The 14,978-nt window shown below is 70.0% G+C and carries 16 protein-coding genes and 1 pseudogene; 9 read left to right on the top strand and 8 right to left on the bottom strand.

All coding sequences use genetic code 11. The features are described 5' to 3' along the window. Positions 1–327: pseudogene (locus tag Q1N79_RS27405) on the top strand (hypothetical protein); the annotation flags it as partial. Between the two features lie 49 nt (positions 328–376). On the opposite strand, the gene Q1N79_RS27400 reads toward Q1N79_RS27405, so the two are convergent. Together Q1N79_RS27400 and Q1N79_RS27395 are read right to left on the bottom strand one after the other, a co-directional pair. Then, positions 377–1,852 (bottom strand): APC family permease, encoded by a 1,476-nt coding sequence (locus Q1N79_RS27400; RefSeq protein ID WP_300613933.1) that lies wholly within the window; start codon positions 1,850–1,852, stop codon positions 377–379. After that, on the bottom strand, positions 1,849–3,843 hold the full coding sequence (locus Q1N79_RS27395; RefSeq protein ID WP_300613932.1) for a primary-amine oxidase: 1,995 nt from the start codon (positions 3,841–3,843) through the stop codon (positions 1,849–1,851). The genes Q1N79_RS27400 and Q1N79_RS27395 overlap by 4 nt, the downstream gene beginning before the upstream one ends. A 136-nt stretch (positions 3,844–3,979) precedes the next feature. Here Q1N79_RS27395 and Q1N79_RS27390 point away from each other — a divergent pair, with 136 nt between their 5' ends. The 4 genes from Q1N79_RS27390 to Q1N79_RS27375 all read left to right on the top strand — a co-directional run bounded on the left by Q1N79_RS27390 (position 3,980) and on the right by Q1N79_RS27375 (position 6,441). Further along, positions 3,980–4,558, top strand: a complete 579-nt coding sequence (locus Q1N79_RS27390) for a TetR/AcrR family transcriptional regulator (protein WP_300613931.1) — start codon at positions 3,980–3,982, stop codon at positions 4,556–4,558. A 144-nt stretch (positions 4,559–4,702) separates the two neighbouring features. Continuing rightward, a complete protein-coding gene (fdxA, locus tag Q1N79_RS27385; protein ID WP_300613930.1) occupies positions 4,703–5,044 on the top strand; it encodes a ferredoxin in 342 nt (113 codons plus the stop codon). Between the two features lie 216 nt (positions 5,045–5,260). Further along, positions 5,261–5,983 carry a helix-turn-helix domain-containing protein gene (locus Q1N79_RS27380; protein ID WP_300613929.1) on the top strand — a complete coding sequence of 241 codons (723 nt, stop codon included), beginning with the start codon at positions 5,261–5,263 and terminating at the stop codon, positions 5,981–5,983. A gap of 101 nt (positions 5,984–6,084) precedes the next feature. Continuing rightward, a complete protein-coding gene (locus Q1N79_RS27375) occupies positions 6,085–6,441 on the top strand; it encodes a RyR domain-containing protein (protein ID WP_300613928.1) in 357 nt (118 codons plus the stop codon). A gap of 86 nt (positions 6,442–6,527) precedes the next feature. Here the strand turns inward: Q1N79_RS27375 and Q1N79_RS27370 are convergent, their stop codons facing one another. The 4 genes from Q1N79_RS27370 to Q1N79_RS27355 form a co-directional block, all read right to left on the bottom strand. Next, on the bottom strand, positions 6,528–7,211 hold the full coding sequence (locus tag Q1N79_RS27370; protein WP_300613927.1) for a DJ-1/PfpI family protein: 684 nt from the start codon (positions 7,209–7,211) through the stop codon (positions 6,528–6,530). Beyond that, positions 7,201–7,428 (bottom strand): DUF6104 family protein, encoded by a 228-nt coding sequence (locus tag Q1N79_RS27365; protein WP_300613926.1) that lies wholly within the window; start codon positions 7,426–7,428, stop codon positions 7,201–7,203. The genes Q1N79_RS27370 and Q1N79_RS27365 overlap by 11 nt, the downstream gene beginning before the upstream one ends. A 142-nt stretch (positions 7,429–7,570) precedes the next feature. Then, on the bottom strand, positions 7,571–8,086 hold the full coding sequence (locus tag Q1N79_RS27360) for a COX15/CtaA family protein (RefSeq protein WP_300613925.1): 516 nt from the start codon (positions 8,084–8,086) through the stop codon (positions 7,571–7,573). After that, entirely contained in the window at positions 8,083–8,562 is a 480-nt protein-coding gene (locus Q1N79_RS27355; RefSeq protein WP_300613924.1) for a hemerythrin domain-containing protein, read from the bottom strand. Before Q1N79_RS27355 ends, Q1N79_RS27360 begins: the two co-directional genes overlap by 4 nt. 300 nt (positions 8,563–8,862) lie before the next feature. Between Q1N79_RS27355 and Q1N79_RS27350 the strand changes: the two genes are divergently transcribed. The 3 genes from Q1N79_RS27350 to Q1N79_RS27340 all read left to right on the top strand — a co-directional run bounded on the left by Q1N79_RS27350 (position 8,863) and on the right by Q1N79_RS27340 (position 11,068). Beyond that, positions 8,863–9,342, top strand: a complete 480-nt coding sequence (locus tag Q1N79_RS27350; RefSeq protein WP_300613923.1) for a DUF2267 domain-containing protein — start codon at positions 8,863–8,865, stop codon at positions 9,340–9,342. A gap of 102 nt (positions 9,343–9,444) precedes the next feature. Then, positions 9,445–10,236, top strand: coding sequence for an HPF/RaiA family ribosome-associated protein (locus Q1N79_RS27345; RefSeq protein ID WP_300613922.1), 792 nt, complete (start codon positions 9,445–9,447; stop codon positions 10,234–10,236). 55 nt (positions 10,237–10,291) lie between these two features. Continuing rightward, positions 10,292–11,068 carry a hypothetical protein gene (locus Q1N79_RS27340; RefSeq protein ID WP_300613921.1) on the top strand — a complete coding sequence of 259 codons (777 nt, stop codon included), beginning with the start codon at positions 10,292–10,294 and terminating at the stop codon, positions 11,066–11,068. A 32-nt stretch (positions 11,069–11,100) separates the two neighbouring features. Here Q1N79_RS27340 and Q1N79_RS27335 read toward each other — a convergent pair whose 3' ends face one another. Then, positions 11,101–11,331, bottom strand: a complete 231-nt coding sequence (locus Q1N79_RS27335) for a hypothetical protein (protein ID WP_300613920.1) — start codon at positions 11,329–11,331, stop codon at positions 11,101–11,103. 231 nt (positions 11,332–11,562) lie between these two features. Next, positions 11,563–14,367 (bottom strand): cation-transporting P-type ATPase, encoded by a 2,805-nt coding sequence (locus Q1N79_RS27330; RefSeq protein WP_300613919.1) that lies wholly within the window; start codon positions 14,365–14,367, stop codon positions 11,563–11,565. Between the two features lie 401 nt (positions 14,368–14,768). Between Q1N79_RS27330 and Q1N79_RS27325 the strand changes: the two genes are divergently transcribed. Continuing rightward, a partial coding sequence (locus Q1N79_RS27325) for a hypothetical protein (RefSeq protein ID WP_300613918.1) occupies positions 14,769–14,978 on the top strand: 210 nt, incomplete at its 3' end.

Below are 14,978 nucleotides of genomic sequence, written 5' to 3'. Positions count from 1 at the left end.
TTCCCCGCCCTCACCCGCCGCCTGCCCCGGTCCGCGACCGCGGTCTCCTCGCTGCGCATCCGCTACCTTGACGGCCGCGGCGTGCTGCGCCGGCTGCTCCAGGCCGCGACATCGGCCGGATTCACCATCGACGAGGTCTCCGCCGACCCGGTCGGCCGCCCCGGCGCAAGCGGGCCCGGCCCGCAGACGCGCGACGGCAAGCCGTTCGTCGAGGTGACATTGCAGGTCCACGGGAAGCAGCCGGTCAGCGAGCTCGCCGCCGTCCTGTCCGGCATCGACGACGTCGACATCGTCCGCGTCAACGACGCCAACGCCGTCAGCGACTAACGCCCGGTGGCGCCGTCCCGCCCCGGGAGCCAGGGCACCCCGGGTCCCGTCACCGAGCGGGACGGGCGTTCTCGACCGAGGACGCCGCGGGCTCATCGACTGGCGCCTCGCGAAGGTTCCAGGCTCGTCCTCGCTGGGGCAGGATCACCATCGCCCAGTAGACAAGGCCGATCCCCATCGTGATGAGGGTCACCTCGATAAGAAGCCTCGTCTGCTGGGTGAACACGTAGCCCAGGCTCGCGAGCGCGAGGAGCGGGGGCAGCGGCCACAGCGGCATCTTGTACGAGGCGTGGGCGGTGGCCCGTGTCAGGCGCGCGGCGATGGCGGCGACGGCGATCAGCGCGTAGTCGGCGACCAGGCTCGCGCCCGTCAGGTTCGCGAGCGTCGTCAGGCTGACGGTAAGGCACATCACCACGCCCACGACGCCGAGGAGCACCGTTGCCACCCAGGGCGAACGGAACCGCGGGTGGACGGCGGCGACCCAGAGGCTGACGGGGCCTGGCCACGCGCGGTCGCGGCCGGAGCTGTAGAGAATGCGGCCGAAACCGAGCACCTGCGCGATCACCGCATTGAGTATCGCGAGCACGATCCCGATGCTGACGACGTCGTAGACGACGCTGTTCGACGTCGCCTCGATGAAGTACTGGAACGGGACTGCCGAGCTGGTCAGCTTGGCGAGCGATGGCGCGCCGACGATGACGGCGGTGAACGGGATGAGCTCGGCGGCGACGGTGATGGCGAGGGCCCACAGAATGGCCCGGGCCACGTTGCGCCTCGGGTCCTTCGTCTCCTCGGAGTAGTTCACGGCGCTCTGGTAGCCCGCATAGGAGAATATGGCGATCGCCGCCGCGGCTGCCGTGACGGAGAACGCGACCGGCGTGAGCCCGTGGCCGCCGGCGACCACCGGATGGACGAGGGAGCCCCAGTTACGGGCGTGCGAGAGCCCGAGCACCGTCAGGATCAAGAGCGCCGCCAGCTCGATCCCCAGGAAGATGCTGGTGACCACCGTGTTGAAGCGGATCTTGCGGGTCGCGAAGGCGGCGGCGATCACCATGATGACGGCGCCCACATAGCGCGGATCGACGTTCGCGACGACTCCGAAGTAGGTGCCGGCGCCGAGCGCGATCGTGGCGGGAATGAAGGCCATGAAATCGACGTAGAGGGCGAAGGTGATGAAGCTGAGCGGGCCGGCGAGCGGCGAGGTCCGCCCCTTGAACGAGTGCCAGACGAGCGCGTAGTCGCCGCCCGCGATCGGGTAGGAGTTGCCCAGTTCGGCCCAGCAGAAGGCCATGAGGAGGCCGACGACGGCGGCCAGGACGAAGGCGAGAAACGAGCCGCTTCCCGCGATGAACAGTGCGACGGGAGCGATCACGAAGACCGAGGCGGCCGGGGTGGTACCCGACAGCGTGACGACGATGTTGCCGAGCACGCTGATCGAGCGTGACAGCTCCTGCTTATACCGGCTGTCGCCGCCACGGCCTTCCGCCGCGATGCCGGCTCTCCGGCCTTGTCCCTCGGGCCTCATCGGTGGCCCTCCTCTGCCTCATGGCCTGCCGCGTGGTGGTCGCGTGCGTGGCTCGCTGGTTCGGGTACGTCGAGGCCAGGGTTGCCGTCGAAAAAGCCGTCGGGCCGGAGCTTGAACCCCGCCGTGGCTACCGGCATCACCGGCCAGTCCTCGGATCGCACGACGTGGTGGGCGACGAAGGTGTGCCACACCACGAGGTCGGTGTTCTCTAGCGGCCGGTCGGCCTGCACCCACTCGGGCAGGCCGGCTCCTCCCGGATGCTGGTACGGGTAGGTCCCCGCCGCAAAGAGCTCGTCGGGGTGATAGGCGGTCACCCAGAGGTTCCTGGTGGCGAACTGCGCCCGCCTGATGGCGTGCGTGTCGGGCTGCTGCAGCGGCGGGGTGCTCGGTCCCGGCTCTAGCCGGTAGGCGACCGGGTCGCCGACGGCGTTGCGGCGGGCGGAGTTCTCGATCCTCCAGAAACGGGCGGAGTTCGTGTTCGCCAGCCGCTGTGCTTCGGATTCCCGCCGCAGCGGGGTGCGCGATACTTCCCACGCGTTTCCGTGGGGGTTGTCCGGTCCTGGCTCGACCGGGACCGAGTCGCATTCGGTGACGGAGTTGCGCGGACCGTCGACCGTCAGGTCGAGGCGCACGCAGAAGATGTGCTGATGGTTGGGGCCGTAGACACCGGGCGCCACCAGCGTCCCGTAGCGCGGCCGCGCACCGGCCGGCAGGGACCCGTTCGAGATGATGCCGGTCAGCTTCACCTCGTACTCGATGGACCCGTCCTGGCAGAAGTACCAGAAGAAGCCGTAATCGTAGTTGCCGACCGTCGCGAACATCGAGATCACGAGGCGACGGGAGCGCCGGACCTCGGCCCTTCCCGACCGGTAATCGGTGTGCTTCCACAGCACGCCGTTGTCCTCCTCGTGCATGCAGATCGCGTTGGCTATCCGCACCGCACGGCCCTGGTTGTCGTTCACGAAGCCATCGAAGTAGTAGATGTCGCCGAGGCAGTCGCAGCCGAGTTCGAGACTGTTGGCCAGCATCCCTATGCCGGCCTCGCCCATGTCGAAGACGTTCTTGCGGTACTGGGTGGGTGCGGGATCGCCGTAAGGAATGAACATCTCCGAGAGCGATGCACGGTACAGGATCGGGCGGACCTCGCCCTTGTCCTCGTAGCCGACGTCGTGCAGGACGAGGCCCTCGCGAGGCGTGAAGCCCACGCGAAGCCGCCAGCGCTGCCAGCGAACTTCGTGCCCCGAGACCTCGAAGCTCGCGCCCGACGGCTGGATGATCTCGACCGGCCGCAGGTCTGTTCTCGGTCCCTCGCTGAAGCTCGGGAAGTTCTCCGGGGTGCTGATTGCCGCGGCCGTGTAGTTGCCCGGCCGCGGCGCCAGCGGGACGGTGCCGTGGTCCTCGACGTCGACAACCTGCATCCGGTCGAGGTCGAACCGCACAATCAGCCCGTCGACCGGTCTGGCGTACGCGTTGTCGCCATCCTCTCCGCTGCTCACCCACGTGAGCGGGCGAAGGAAGCGTCCCCGCTCCGGCGCGTCCTCCGGTCCGTTGTAGCCGGCCGGCCAGGGATCCATCCTCGCGCGGTCGAAGTCGGTGACCCCTCGCCGGCGCATCGCCTGCTGCCAGCGAGGATCTTGTTTCACGACCTCCTCGTAGGCGGCGATCTCGTCGCCCGTGAGCGGTGCCTGCACCCCGGGGACCTGACGCCAGGACCGAACCTCACGGTGGCCCAGCGATACGACGGCCTCGTAGACTTCGCGCACGGCGCGGTCGCGGAGGACGACAAACGCCTGCCGGTCGACAGCGGCGCCGCCTGAGTAGGAGTACACCTCGGCCTTGGCCGGCTCCAGCAGCGTGATGTAGACGAACTGGATGCTCTCCCCGAGCTGGCGGTCTGCCCTCACGATGGCGGCCGCCGCCTCGATCTCGCCAGCCGACAGCGGCTCAAGTGGGTGACGGGCTGAGGTGACCTCGTGCTCGGCTGTCTGCATCGCGTATCCTTCGACGGAAGATGAGGCGCTACCGAACTCCGTCCAGCCCCCACGCTCCCTGAGCGGAGGCTCATAACAAGTGTTTTTATAACAGGTGTTATTAGCCTCGTCAATGGACAGCAGAGGACGGAGGAGGGTGGCGAATCGCGGTCGCAGGCCGTCGACTAGTCGAGACGACCTGCTGCAACGGGTTATCGACTACCTGGCCGGGCACGGGATCGCCAAGGCCACGTTCCGCTCGCTCGCGGCCGCGCTGAACATAAGCACGTACCAGCTCGTCTACTACTTCGGCTCGAAGGAACAGCTCCTGGACGCCGTGGTCGCGGAGGTCGAGCGAAGACAGCGCGACCTGGCTGAGAAGTGCCTCGCCGAGGGGGACCTCCTGTCCCCCTGGCAGTGGTGTGTCGACAACCGGGAGTGGCTGCGGCTCGACTTCGAGATCCTCCTGCAGGAGGGGCGGGAATCGCCTGACGGGCCGCTGGCCAACCGGGTCTTCAGGGACTGGCACCAGCTCTGGATCGAACGGTTCATGGCCGAGGGGCTGCCCGACGAGGAAGCCGAGGTCGAAGCCACGCTGCTCATCGGAGGAGTCGTGGGCCTGCAGCTCGATCTCATCGCAACCGGCGACGTGGAGCGGACGACCCGTGCCTTCTACAGCCACGTCCAGCAACGGGTCGCCGGCTCGTCCCGGCCGAGGCCGCCAGCCGGCACGTGATCGTCCGCGCCCGCCGTGCCGGACCGCGTAGCCAGTTGACGCGGTGCCCGTGGAGCCCGACCAGCCGGACACAGCCTCGATTAGTTTAAACAGTATTGATAGTTTAAACTATGGCTGACATGATGCCGGCAGGGAGGATGCGTCATGACCTACGTGATCGGGGAACCATGCGTGGATGTGCTGGACCGGTCCTGCGTGGAGGAATGCCCGGTGGACTGCATCTACGAGGGCGAGCGGATGCTCTACATCCACCCGGACGAGTGCGTCGACTGCGGGGCGTGTGAGCCCGTGTGCCCGGTGGAGGCGATCTACTACGAGGATGACCTGCCCGGCCAATTGCGGGTGTACGCCGGGGAGAACGCGCGGTTCTTCGCCGAGCCGCTACCCGGCCGCGCCGAGCCGCTCGGCTCACCGGGCGGCGCGGCCAAGCTCGGCGTGGCAGGTGCCGACACGCCGTTTGTCGGCGCCCTCCCACCGCGGGGGTAGCCGCCCCGAGTGCCGATGGATCTGCAGGAGGCCGGATGACGGTGGCCGGTTACGGGGATTTCAGCCGCCCGTGCTCGTACCTGGCCAGCCAGCGAGCCGACCTGCCGGGCCGAGCCGGGCCGGGGTCGCGGTGGGCCGGGGTCGCGGTGGGCCGGCGGGCCGTCGAGCGCACTGTTAGCTTAATTTCTACTACAGATAGTGATATAAAATAATCATATGGATACCGAGCAGCTCCTCGCGCCTGAGGATACGTCCCCGCTCGGCCGCAGCCGCACCAGCGTGCTGGACATGCTGCGCGCCGCCGACGGCCCGCTCGGCGTCCGGGAGGTCGCGCAGCGGACGGGGCTGCATCGGAATACGGCGCGGTTCCACCTTGAGGCACTGGTGGAGGCCGGCCTGGCCACGCGTGAGACAGAAGACCGGGAGACGCCCGGCAGACCCAGGATCGGATACCAGACGGTCGCCGGCGGTCCCGCCGGGCAGCGGCGCTACCGGCTGCTGGCAGAGATGCTCACCAGCCTGATGGCCGCCACCATGCCGGAGCCGGGCAGGGCCGCGGAGGAGGCCGGGCGCGAGTGGGGCGCCTATCTCACCGAGCAGCCGCCGCCGTACCGGCGGCTGAGCGCCGCGGAGGCGATCGCGAAGCTCACGGCGATCATGGAGGGCCTGGGCTTCGCGCCGCAAGTGCAGGCCGGTGACCGCGACGGAGAGTACCGGCTCTGCCTGCGGCAGTGCCCGTTCCGCGAGGTGGCGCAGCACCACAAAGACGTCATTTGCTCGCTCCATCTGGGGCTGATGCGGGGGGCGCTGACCCGGATGCGCGCCCCGCTCACCGCCGAGCGGCTAGATCCGTTCGTCGAGCCCAGCCTGTGCGTCGCCCGGCTGACGGCAGGCAAGGATGCCTATGCCCATGAGCCGGCGGCTGAAAGGACACGATAGAACCAGTGGCGGGGTGCCTCGGCCGCACGCGGACTCAGGGCATCACGCTTGCCGGCTCACCTGTCTTGACGAAAAGTCCCGCCTTCGTAGGGTTGCCGGGTATGAGGAAGTACACCGACGAGGAGATAGCCCGCGTCATCCACGCGGCGAACGCCGAGTTGCAGCGCATCCAGGGCGACCCGGCGCCGTCCCTGCCCTGGGACTCGGAAACGGGCGAGATCCGGCAAGGCGCGATCGACAACGTGGCCTACGCGCGGGACGGCGTGACGACGGCCACGCTGCACGAGGCATGGCTGCGCGACAAGGCAGCGCACGGCTGGACGTACGGCCCGGAGAAGGACTCCCGCGCGAAAACCCATCCCTGCATGGTCCCCTACGGCGAGCTGCCGGCAGAACAGCGGGACAAGAGCAGGCTGTTCGTCGCGATCGTGCGGGCGCTCACCCACGACATGTACTAGGCCGCCGGCCGCCTCTGCCCGCTGTATCAGTGCGGGTCAGGGGCGTGGGTGTCGGCGATGCCGAACGGAGAACGCGGCTGGCAAGGCTATGATGCCGCGCCCGGCGACGCCGCCGCCGTTTCGCGGTCATCGCGGTAGACGTCGTAGGCCTTGGTGTATTCCATGACCCGGGCCACGTCGTCGATGAATGCCTCGTCGTACCCCGCCCGGCGCAGCAGGTGGAAGCCCATCTCCATGCCCGCGCTGATCCCCGCCGCGGTGATCACCCGGCCGGCGTCCACCACCCTGGCGCGGCTGACATGGCAGGCCGGTGCCAGGCTGGCCAGCCGCTCGATCGGCACCATCCCCGGCGGCTGTGCCTCGCCGCGGTCAGGCTCCTTGCGGCTGGTGGCAGGCAGCCCGTCGAGCAGCCCCGCGCTGGCGAGGATCCACGAGCCGGTACAGACGCTGGTCAGCAGCGTCCCGGACGGCAGCCCGCCGATGAACTCATGCAGCCGCGCGTTATAGGTTTCCGGCCGGGTCCCGGCCCCGCCAGGGATGAGGAACGCGTTCATCGCCGGGCGGGCGGCGAAGTCGTAGTTCGGCAGCACGGTGAACCCCGCCTGCGCCGGTACCGGCCGGAGGGTCTCGGCCACCAGGAACACATCCAGCGCTGGGTCGTACCTGCGGGCAACCGAGAAGACCCCGTACGGCGCGGCGAAGTCCACCACTTCGGCGTCCTCGAACACGTAGATCCCCAGCCGGAACCCGTCGATCTTGCTACCAGTCATGAGACCCCATTCCGCTGTCGTCCTCCTCGTCATCGTCGTCCGCGTCGTCCGCGTCGTCCGCGCGGGCCAGCCAGGTTGCCAGCCGGTCGACCGGGACGTCGAACTCCGGATGCAGGTCGACGAAGGCCTGGAGCCGGGTGGCCAGCCAGCCGAGCGTTACCTGGTCCTCGCCCCGCCGCTCGCCGAGCTCCTCGATGCCCCGGTCAGTGAAGTACATCACCACCTCCGCCTATTTTCTACTAATGACATCGTACAAACACAACGTGGCCGGTGGACTTTAGCCAGCCAGCCCGCCAGGATCGATCCGTTACGCCGCGGGAGCGACCGCGTGCCCGTGGCCGGATCGTGCTTCGCCAATGTCAGCGGACCCTCCCTGCCGGCGCGTGCGGGTGGACAGGTACAACCGGAGCACGAGGATCCACAGCGCGACCGACGTGGCGCGGTTCCACCGCCACCATCGCCGGGTTCAGCCTGGTGAGCACCACGATGCCGCCGGCCGCCGCCTGGGCGATCACGCCGGCCGGCAGCGCCGCCGACAGCCAGGCCAGGTCGCGCCGCCGCCGCCCGCCGGGCTGGTAGCACAGGCAGGCGGCGAACGTCAGCGCGGCGATCGCGGCCAGCGGGAAGGTGAGCAGCCGGTTGCCGAACTCGATCGCGGTGTTCAGCGAGGTCTGCCCCGGCGAACGGGCGGCCACGACGCTGGTTTTCGTGCACTGCGGCCAGTCTGGGCAGCCGAGCCCCCAGGAGCTCAGCCGGACCGCCGCACCGGTGCAGATGAGGGCCGCGTTGGCGATCACCGAGGCCAGCGCGAACCCGCGGACCGATGCCCGGGACGGGCGCAGCACCGGGGCCGCGAGCTGGGCGGTAACCGTCACCGGTCACGGGGCTGGTCATGCCCGGCGCTGCCGTGCATCCGCTCAAGCAGCGCGGCCAGGTCCACCGACTCGCTGGCGAGCAGCGCAGGCAGCAGGACGTCGTTCTCCCTCGCGGCATGCGCCGCGAACAGCCCGGCGATCTGCTGGGCCTGCCCGGCGGCGGCCGCGCCGTCGGTGAGGGCGGCGAGCCCCGCCCCGAGCACCGACAACGTGACGTGTTCGGCGATCATCTCGCCGACCAGGCCGGCCATGTCGGCGTGTGCCACGGCGGCCGGGTAGATGCTGTTCTCCTCGGCGGCCGCGTGCGGCAGCACTTCCCCGGCCAGATAGGCGATGAGGCCGGCTACGGCGGCGCCGTGCGGCCGCCCCGCCGCCACCGCGCCGGACACCGCGTCGGCCCGCTCGGCGAGCTCCTCGCCAAGCATCCGGTGATGCGCGCGCATCGCCGTGTACGCCTCGGTGTCGGTGATCGTCATGCCCTCGTCTCCTTCCGCCGTCCGCCAGCCGCCAGCCGCCAGCCAAATTCTTAATCTAGATAGTTTTTATCAAAGTAATCTGTTCAAAAGAAGGAGGATGGCGGCGATGTGAGGGAGAGAACATCATCGGCCGCCGAGCAGAGGACCTCCGCGAAGAAAGGCTGAGCGGGTCCGTGTTGAGCACCGGCGCGCGGGCCGGCGGCGGGTTCTTGATTGAACGCACGGCCGTAGCGTGCGGGACCTTTGTCTCTAGGGGTCCTGGCCGCGGCGAGGTACGTAAGGATGTGAGAGGGGGCTGTGATGTCTACCGGAGTGGAGAACCTGGATCGCAGCATCGACAAGGCAACTGCATGGCTGGCCGATATCGACGCCGGATTCGGCACCAGCGACCGGCACCTGGCCTACCGGGTGCTCCGGGCCTGGCTACACTGCCTGCGGGACCGGCTCAGCGTTGAGGTCGCCGCGCACTTCGCCGCGCAACTGCCCGACCTGCTGCGGGGGGTGTTCTTCGATGGCTGGAATCCGAGTCGGGTCCCGCAGAAATACGACTGCGCCGCGTACGTCACCCGGTTTGCCCGTGAGGCCCGGGTGCGTGACTCCGACGTCGTCAAAGCCGCCCGGATTGTCTCTGCCGTGGCCCGGCGTCACATGTCCGCCGGGGTGGTGGCGGAAGCCTTCCGCCTGCTGCCAGCGGACCTGGGGAACCTGCTGGAGCCGGCCGCGGCCGGGCAGGCCGCCGACGGGGCTTCCTCCTGGCCGTCCGTCGGCGGAGGGCGCTGATATCAATTTCCGCCGTCGGCAGCCGGACCAGCCCGCGGCGCACCGCACCCCGCGCACGGGGTGAGGCCAGTGGCCCGGCGGCGGTGAGGGAAGGCGATCATCATGGCCGAAACACAGATCGTGCAGGTGCAGACCGAGACGCGCGGCACGGTGCCAGAAGGTGCGGTCGACCTTGCCGTACGCCGGGTCGGCTCGCTGCTGCGGGTGGCTCCGGTGCCGGTGCTTTTCGCCCGGGTCAAGCTGATCATGAGCGCGGATCCGGCGGTGCAGCGCCCGGCAATTGCCCAGGTGAATGTCGACTTGAACGGGCGGCTGATCCGCGCCGAGGCAGCAGGCGAGACAATGCGCGAGGCGGTGGAGCACGCCTGCGACCGGCTGCGGATCAGGCTTGAGCGCGCGGCACGAAACTGGGAAGCGGTGCGCGGCGGGCGACCGGTGCCCGGGCCAGGCGAGTGGCGCCATCAGAGCCTCCCGGCACCGCAGCTGCCTTATTTCCCCCGCCCGCCAGGGGAGCGGACTGTGGTGCTGCGCAGGTCCTACGCGCTGGCCCGGCAGACCCCCGATGAGGCAGCCGCCGACGCCGAGCTTATGGACTACGACTTCTACCTCTTCACCGAGAAATCCACCGGCCAGGACAGCGTGATCTACCGGACCGCGGACGGCTACTGCCTGGCGCTGGCTGACCCGCTCAACGGCCGGCTCGGCCCTGTGGACCCGTCGATCACCGTCAGCAACGCTCCGGCGCCGCGTCTGTCGGTGACCGAGGCGGCGATCCGGCTGGAGGCCACGGGCCTGCCGTTCCTGTTCTTCGTCAACGCCGGAACGGGCCGCGGCAACCTGCTCTACCACCGTTACGACGGCAACTACGGCCACACAGTGCCTGGCAGCTCATGACGAGACGGGCGGTCGCGGCCGACCACATGATCGCCGCCGGGGAAAGGAGCCATCGATGAGGCATCCTGCGGCACACCAGACCGCCGGCGCCGATGCCGCTGCGGTGCGTACCCGTTTCACCGATCCCCTTATCACCGGCCCGGCAAGGCGTGCCCGTGCTGTCACCGGGGTGCTGGGCGGCCGTTTCTCAGCGGAGCTGGGCATCGACGTTGATGCGGGAGAAGCCGAGGTAGAGCGATGGTTCCTGGCGGCCACCCTGTTCGGTACGCGGATCTCCGCCAAAGTCGCGGAGGGCGCCTTCTCGGTTCTGAACGAGGCTGGCCTGACCAGAATCGGACAGGCGCGTCACGTGCCATCGGAGGATCTCATCGAGCTCCTTGACGCGGGCGGCTATGCCCGCTACGACTTCCGCACCACATCCCGGCTGCAGGCCCTGGCAGAGATCATCGATGAGCGCTACGAGGGGCAGACGGCCGAGATCGGCCGCCGGTACCAGGCCTACCCGGCATTGCGCACGGCCCTGATCGCACTGCCCGGCTGGGGGCCGGTAACCGTGCAGTTGTTCCTGCGTGAGCTGCGCGGCGTGTGGCCCGGCGCGCAACCGCCGCTGGATCCGCGGGCGGCCTTCGCCGCCCGCCACCTCGGTTTCCCTGGCACGGAGCCTGTCGCCCTCCCGCAGGTCGCCCGGCTCGCTGCGGCGGCCGGCCTGGACATCCGCGACCTTGAAAGCGGACTGGTCCGCCTTGCTCTCGCCCATCGGCGCACCGCACCCTCTTGCCCGGGCGGCGACCAGTGCGCTGTCCTGAACGCTCATGCCGCCGGCAGGCGGTGACTGCCCGCGTGGGTTGTCAGGCGCCGGGGCGCCTATTCCGGCTCACTGGTATGCCGGCCGGCCGCAAGCAGCAGGTCATAGGCTTGCCTGGCGGCCTCCGCCGCCCGTCGTCCCGCTGGCTCGGCCGTGGGGAGATCCTCAAGGCCGTGTGCCAGCACACGCAGCGCCTCGGCGAGGACGGTGACACGATCCTCGAGGGCGAGCACGCGCTCGTCCAAGGCGGCCAGCGGTTGCTCGTGACGCTCACCCGGATGCGTGTTCATGAGACCCCTTTCCCGTGAATCACGCCGGCCGCCATGCGCGGCCGGCTGCCGATCCTGTTTATTCCAGGACACCACGACGGGAGCCGGTGGGGTGGGGCCGAACGGCCCTCATCGGGGCCGTGGTCCGACGACGGCGCGGCGGGGCAAGGGCCCCGGACGGCACCGGCGACACGTGCCAGCTGGATATCGGCCCCCCGCTCAAGCAGGGCGTTGCCAGGGCCGCGACAATCCTCATGGTGCGCGCTCGGTTGCCTGGCGGCGCCGTCGCAGCAGCGCGCGCCGGATTTCGTCGGCGCCCCACACGATCAACGGGAAGGGGGCGACGGTGACCAGCTGAGCGGGGGCAAGCGCCGCGGTGCCAAAAAAGCCGTGCAGGACGGGCAGGTAGACGAGCGCGGCGGCGAAGGCGAGGGAAAAGCCGATGCCGCCGAGCAGGAACCGGTTGGAGAAAAACCCGACCGAGCGCAGCGACGCGTGGTCGGTGCGCACCGCGAACGCGGTGCCGATCTGGCAGGCCACGATGCCCAGCCACGCCACGGTGGTGGCCTGCCGGTAGGCGTGGTTCAGCGGGGTGCCTGATCCGGTGGCGACCCCCGGGTGCCAGCCGGCGTGCCGAAGTGTCAGGAAGAAGCCGACCATGACCAGGACCGCGGAAATCACGCCGAGGAAACCCCAGGCGCGGGCGAGCATGCCGCGGCTGATCACGCCCTGGGTTCGCGGCCTGGGCGGGCGGTCCATCAGCCCAGGCTCGGCGGGCTCGCGGCTGAGCGCCAGCGCGGGCAGGGTGTCGGTGCCCAGGTCGATGGCAAGCAGTTCCATCACGGTCAGCGGCACCGGCACGGCCCCGCCGGCGAGCGCGAAGATCAGGAACGGAGCCACTTCGGGCACGGCGTGCGTGAAGATGTAGCAGATGAACTTGCGGACGTTGTCATAGACGCGGCGGCCGGACTCGACCGCCGCGGCGATCGTGGCGAAGTTGTCGTCGGTGAGCACCATCGTGGCGGCCTCGCGGGCCACGTCGGTGCCCGACCGGCCCATCGCCACACCGATGTCGGCCCGGCGCAGCGCGGGGGCGTCGTTGACGCCGTCGCCGGTCATCGCGACGATCTGGCCCATGGCGCGCAGCGCGTCGGCGATGCGCAGCTTGGCCTCCGGGGAGCTGCGCGCGAACACCACTTCGGACCCGGAGCTGAGCAGCCGGTCGAGATCGTCCTCGGCCATCGCGTCGAGCTCGCGGCCGGTGACCACCGTCAGCCCGCCGGCGCCGATGCCGACGCGGCGGGCGACGGCGGCCGCGGTCAGCCCGTTGTCGCCGGTGACCACGTGGATCCTGATGCCCGCGTGGTGGACCCGTTCGATCGCGGCGGGGACAGCCTCGCGGGGCGGGTCAAGCATGGCGGCCAGCCCGGCCAGGCACAGGTTCTGCTCGGCGTCCTCGCGCCGGTCCGGGACCGCGGCCGCGGCGGGCAGCACGCGGTAGGCGAAGGCGAGCACGCGCAGCCCGCCGCCCGCGTAGCCGGTCATGACGCGGACGGCCGCATCCCGGTCCGCGGCGGTGATCGGCTGGTCCCGGCCGCCGCGGCAGATCGTGGTGCACAGCGCCAGGACCTGTTCCGGCGCACCCTTGGTGTGCACGGCCATGCCGTCATCGAGTTCGTCGACGGTGGTCATGAGCTTAAGCCGCGGATCGAACCGGAATAGCCGCAGGCGCCGCTTGTCCCGGCGGGCCGCGCTGACGTCCAGGCCGCGGCCTGCGGCGAGGTCAAGCAGGGCCAGCTCGGTCGGATCCCCGGCCGGCTCGCCCGCGATGCCGTGCAGGTCCGCGTTGCTGCAGGCGGCGGCGATCCGGAGCAGCGGGCCAAGGTCGGGCTGCTGGCCGGCTGGGGCGCCGTCCGCGGGCAAGCCGGCAGCCTCCCCGTCCGGTGTCCAGACGGTCGTGACGTGCATCCGGTTCTCCGTCAGGGTACCGGTCTTGTCGGTGCAGATGACGCTGGTGGACCCCAGCGTCTCGACCGCGGACAGCCGCTTTACCAGGGCACCGCGATGGGCCATGTCGCGAACGCCTACCGCGAGCGCGAGCGTGATCGTGGGCAGCAGCCCTTCAGGGACATTGGCCACAAGCAGCCCGATCGCGAAGCTGGCCGCCGACGCCATGCCCAGCCCGGCGGCCAGGCCGATCGGCAGGAACGCGATTCCCGCGCCCACGGCCACGAACGCGATCAGCCAGGTAGCCCTGGTGATCTGGCGCTCCAGCGGGCTCTGGTCCCGGCCGGTGCGCTGGCTGAGCGCCGCGATCCGGCCGATTTCCGTACTCATCCCCGTCGCGGTCACCAGCGCCTCGGCTTCGCCGCCGGTGCACGCGGTGCCGCTGAACACCATCTCGCCGGCCCGCAGCAGCGGCTCGCCAGGATTGGCCCGCCCCGCCGAGCGGGTCACCGGCACGGACTCACCCGTCAGGGTGGACATGTCGACGTCGACTGTGCCGGTCATCAGCCTGGCGTCCGCGCAGACGCTCTCCCCCTCCTCGATCAGCAGCACGTCGCCAGGCACCAGCAGCCGGGCCTCGACTTGCCGCACCAGGCCATCGCGCCGGACCCGGGCGCGTTCGGGCAGGAACGCGGCCAGCGCCTCGACGGCCCGCTCGGCCTGCATCTCCTGTGCGAACGCGAAGCCGGCGTTGAGGAAGATCACCGCGACGATCGCGATCGCCAGGCGAGGGGTACCGCTGACCCAGGCCAGCATCGCGGCCACGGCCAGCAGCACGGCCAGCGGCTGGGTGAACTGCCGGGCCAGCTCGCCCGGCCAGCGCCGGCCACCGCGCCGCGACAGCTCGTTGCCGCCGAACACCTCGAGCCGACGGGCCGCCTCCCTGTCCGACAGGCCCGCCGGGGAGCTGCGCAGGTCCCGGAACAGCCGGGCCAGCGGCTCGAGCGGGCTCGCCTGGCCGTTGGCCAGCGCCGCCGCGCCAGGCGCGGGAGCGGCGCCGTTCGATGGCGGCGCCCGCCGACGCCCTTCCTTGGCAACGTTTCCGCTCACCGCGCCCACGCCTGTCGCGACCGCGGCCGGATCGTTGCCGCCATGAGGGCCTTGACGGTGTGCATCCTGTTCTCCGCCTCGTCGAGGACGACAGATGCGGGTGACTCGAAGAACTTCCTCGGTCCAGTCCCAAGAGCCCGATGACGTTCCCTTGTCCGTTTCAGGGTCTTTCGCCGCGAGAGGCGCACCCAGAGGGCATCGGACCCGGCACGGCCGCCAAACGTCCCACTGCGGGGGCGCGGAAGCTAGCTGAGGGGACTGCGAGCTGGTTCCGGCGCGAGCGCCAATTGACAGCAGCATCGATCATTTTTACTATTTATTTTGGTAAAAATGATCGAGATCGGTGACATGGGGAAGTGGTCACGATGCCAGGGCATGGGGAGCCAGCGGGATCTGCCGGCTTGACCAGACGGCCGCCGCTGACGCTGGCCGAGGAGCATGTGCTGCTGCTTGGGCAGGTCACGGCGCGCGCGGACGAGCTGCTGACCGCGGCCGCGGCTGGCCGGTGGCCCGGCGCCGAGCTGGCGGCGCTGGCCGGGTACGCCCGGGCAGAGGTGCTGCGCCAGGCGTCGGATGAGGAGGCGCTGCTGTTTCCCGCTGCCCCTGCCGGG

Origin of the sequence: Trebonia sp., from assembly GCF_030042015.1 — a bacterium.
Classification (GTDB): Bacteria; Actinomycetota; Actinomycetes; order Streptosporangiales; family Streptosporangiaceae; genus Trebonia.
This window is presented reverse-complemented; position numbering and strand designations above follow the sequence as displayed.

What these genes read in the sequence shown, in the direction of transcription:
- Q1N79_RS27400 (WP_300613933.1), bottom strand. Translation starts at nt 1,852, where the DNA reads ATGAGGCCCGAGGGACAAGGCCGGAGAGCCGGCATCGCGGCGGAAGGC.
- Q1N79_RS27395 (WP_300613932.1), bottom strand. Translation starts at nt 3,843, where the DNA reads ATGCAGACAGCCGAGCACGAGGTCACCTCAGCCCGTCACCCACTTGAG.
- fdxA (WP_300613930.1), top strand. Translation starts at nt 4,703, where the DNA reads ATGACCTACGTGATCGGGGAACCATGCGTGGATGTGCTGGACCGGTCC.
- Q1N79_RS27380 (WP_300613929.1), top strand. Translation starts at nt 5,261, where the DNA reads ATGGATACCGAGCAGCTCCTCGCGCCTGAGGATACGTCCCCGCTCGGC.
- Q1N79_RS27375 (WP_300613928.1), top strand. Translation starts at nt 6,085, where the DNA reads ATGAGGAAGTACACCGACGAGGAGATAGCCCGCGTCATCCACGCGGCG.
- Q1N79_RS27370 (WP_300613927.1), bottom strand. Translation starts at nt 7,211, where the DNA reads ATGACTGGTAGCAAGATCGACGGGTTCCGGCTGGGGATCTACGTGTTC.
- Q1N79_RS27365 (WP_300613926.1), bottom strand. Translation starts at nt 7,428, where the DNA reads ATGTACTTCACTGACCGGGGCATCGAGGAGCTCGGCGAGCGGCGGGGC.
- Q1N79_RS27355 (WP_300613924.1), bottom strand. Translation starts at nt 8,562, where the DNA reads ATGACGATCACCGACACCGAGGCGTACACGGCGATGCGCGCGCATCAC.
- Q1N79_RS27350 (WP_300613923.1), top strand. Translation starts at nt 8,863, where the DNA reads ATGTCTACCGGAGTGGAGAACCTGGATCGCAGCATCGACAAGGCAACT.
- Q1N79_RS27345 (WP_300613922.1), top strand. Translation starts at nt 9,445, where the DNA reads ATGGCCGAAACACAGATCGTGCAGGTGCAGACCGAGACGCGCGGCACG.
- Q1N79_RS27340 (WP_300613921.1), top strand. Translation starts at nt 10,292, where the DNA reads ATGAGGCATCCTGCGGCACACCAGACCGCCGGCGCCGATGCCGCTGCG.
- Q1N79_RS27335 (WP_300613920.1), bottom strand. Translation starts at nt 11,331, where the DNA reads ATGAACACGCATCCGGGTGAGCGTCACGAGCAACCGCTGGCCGCCTTG.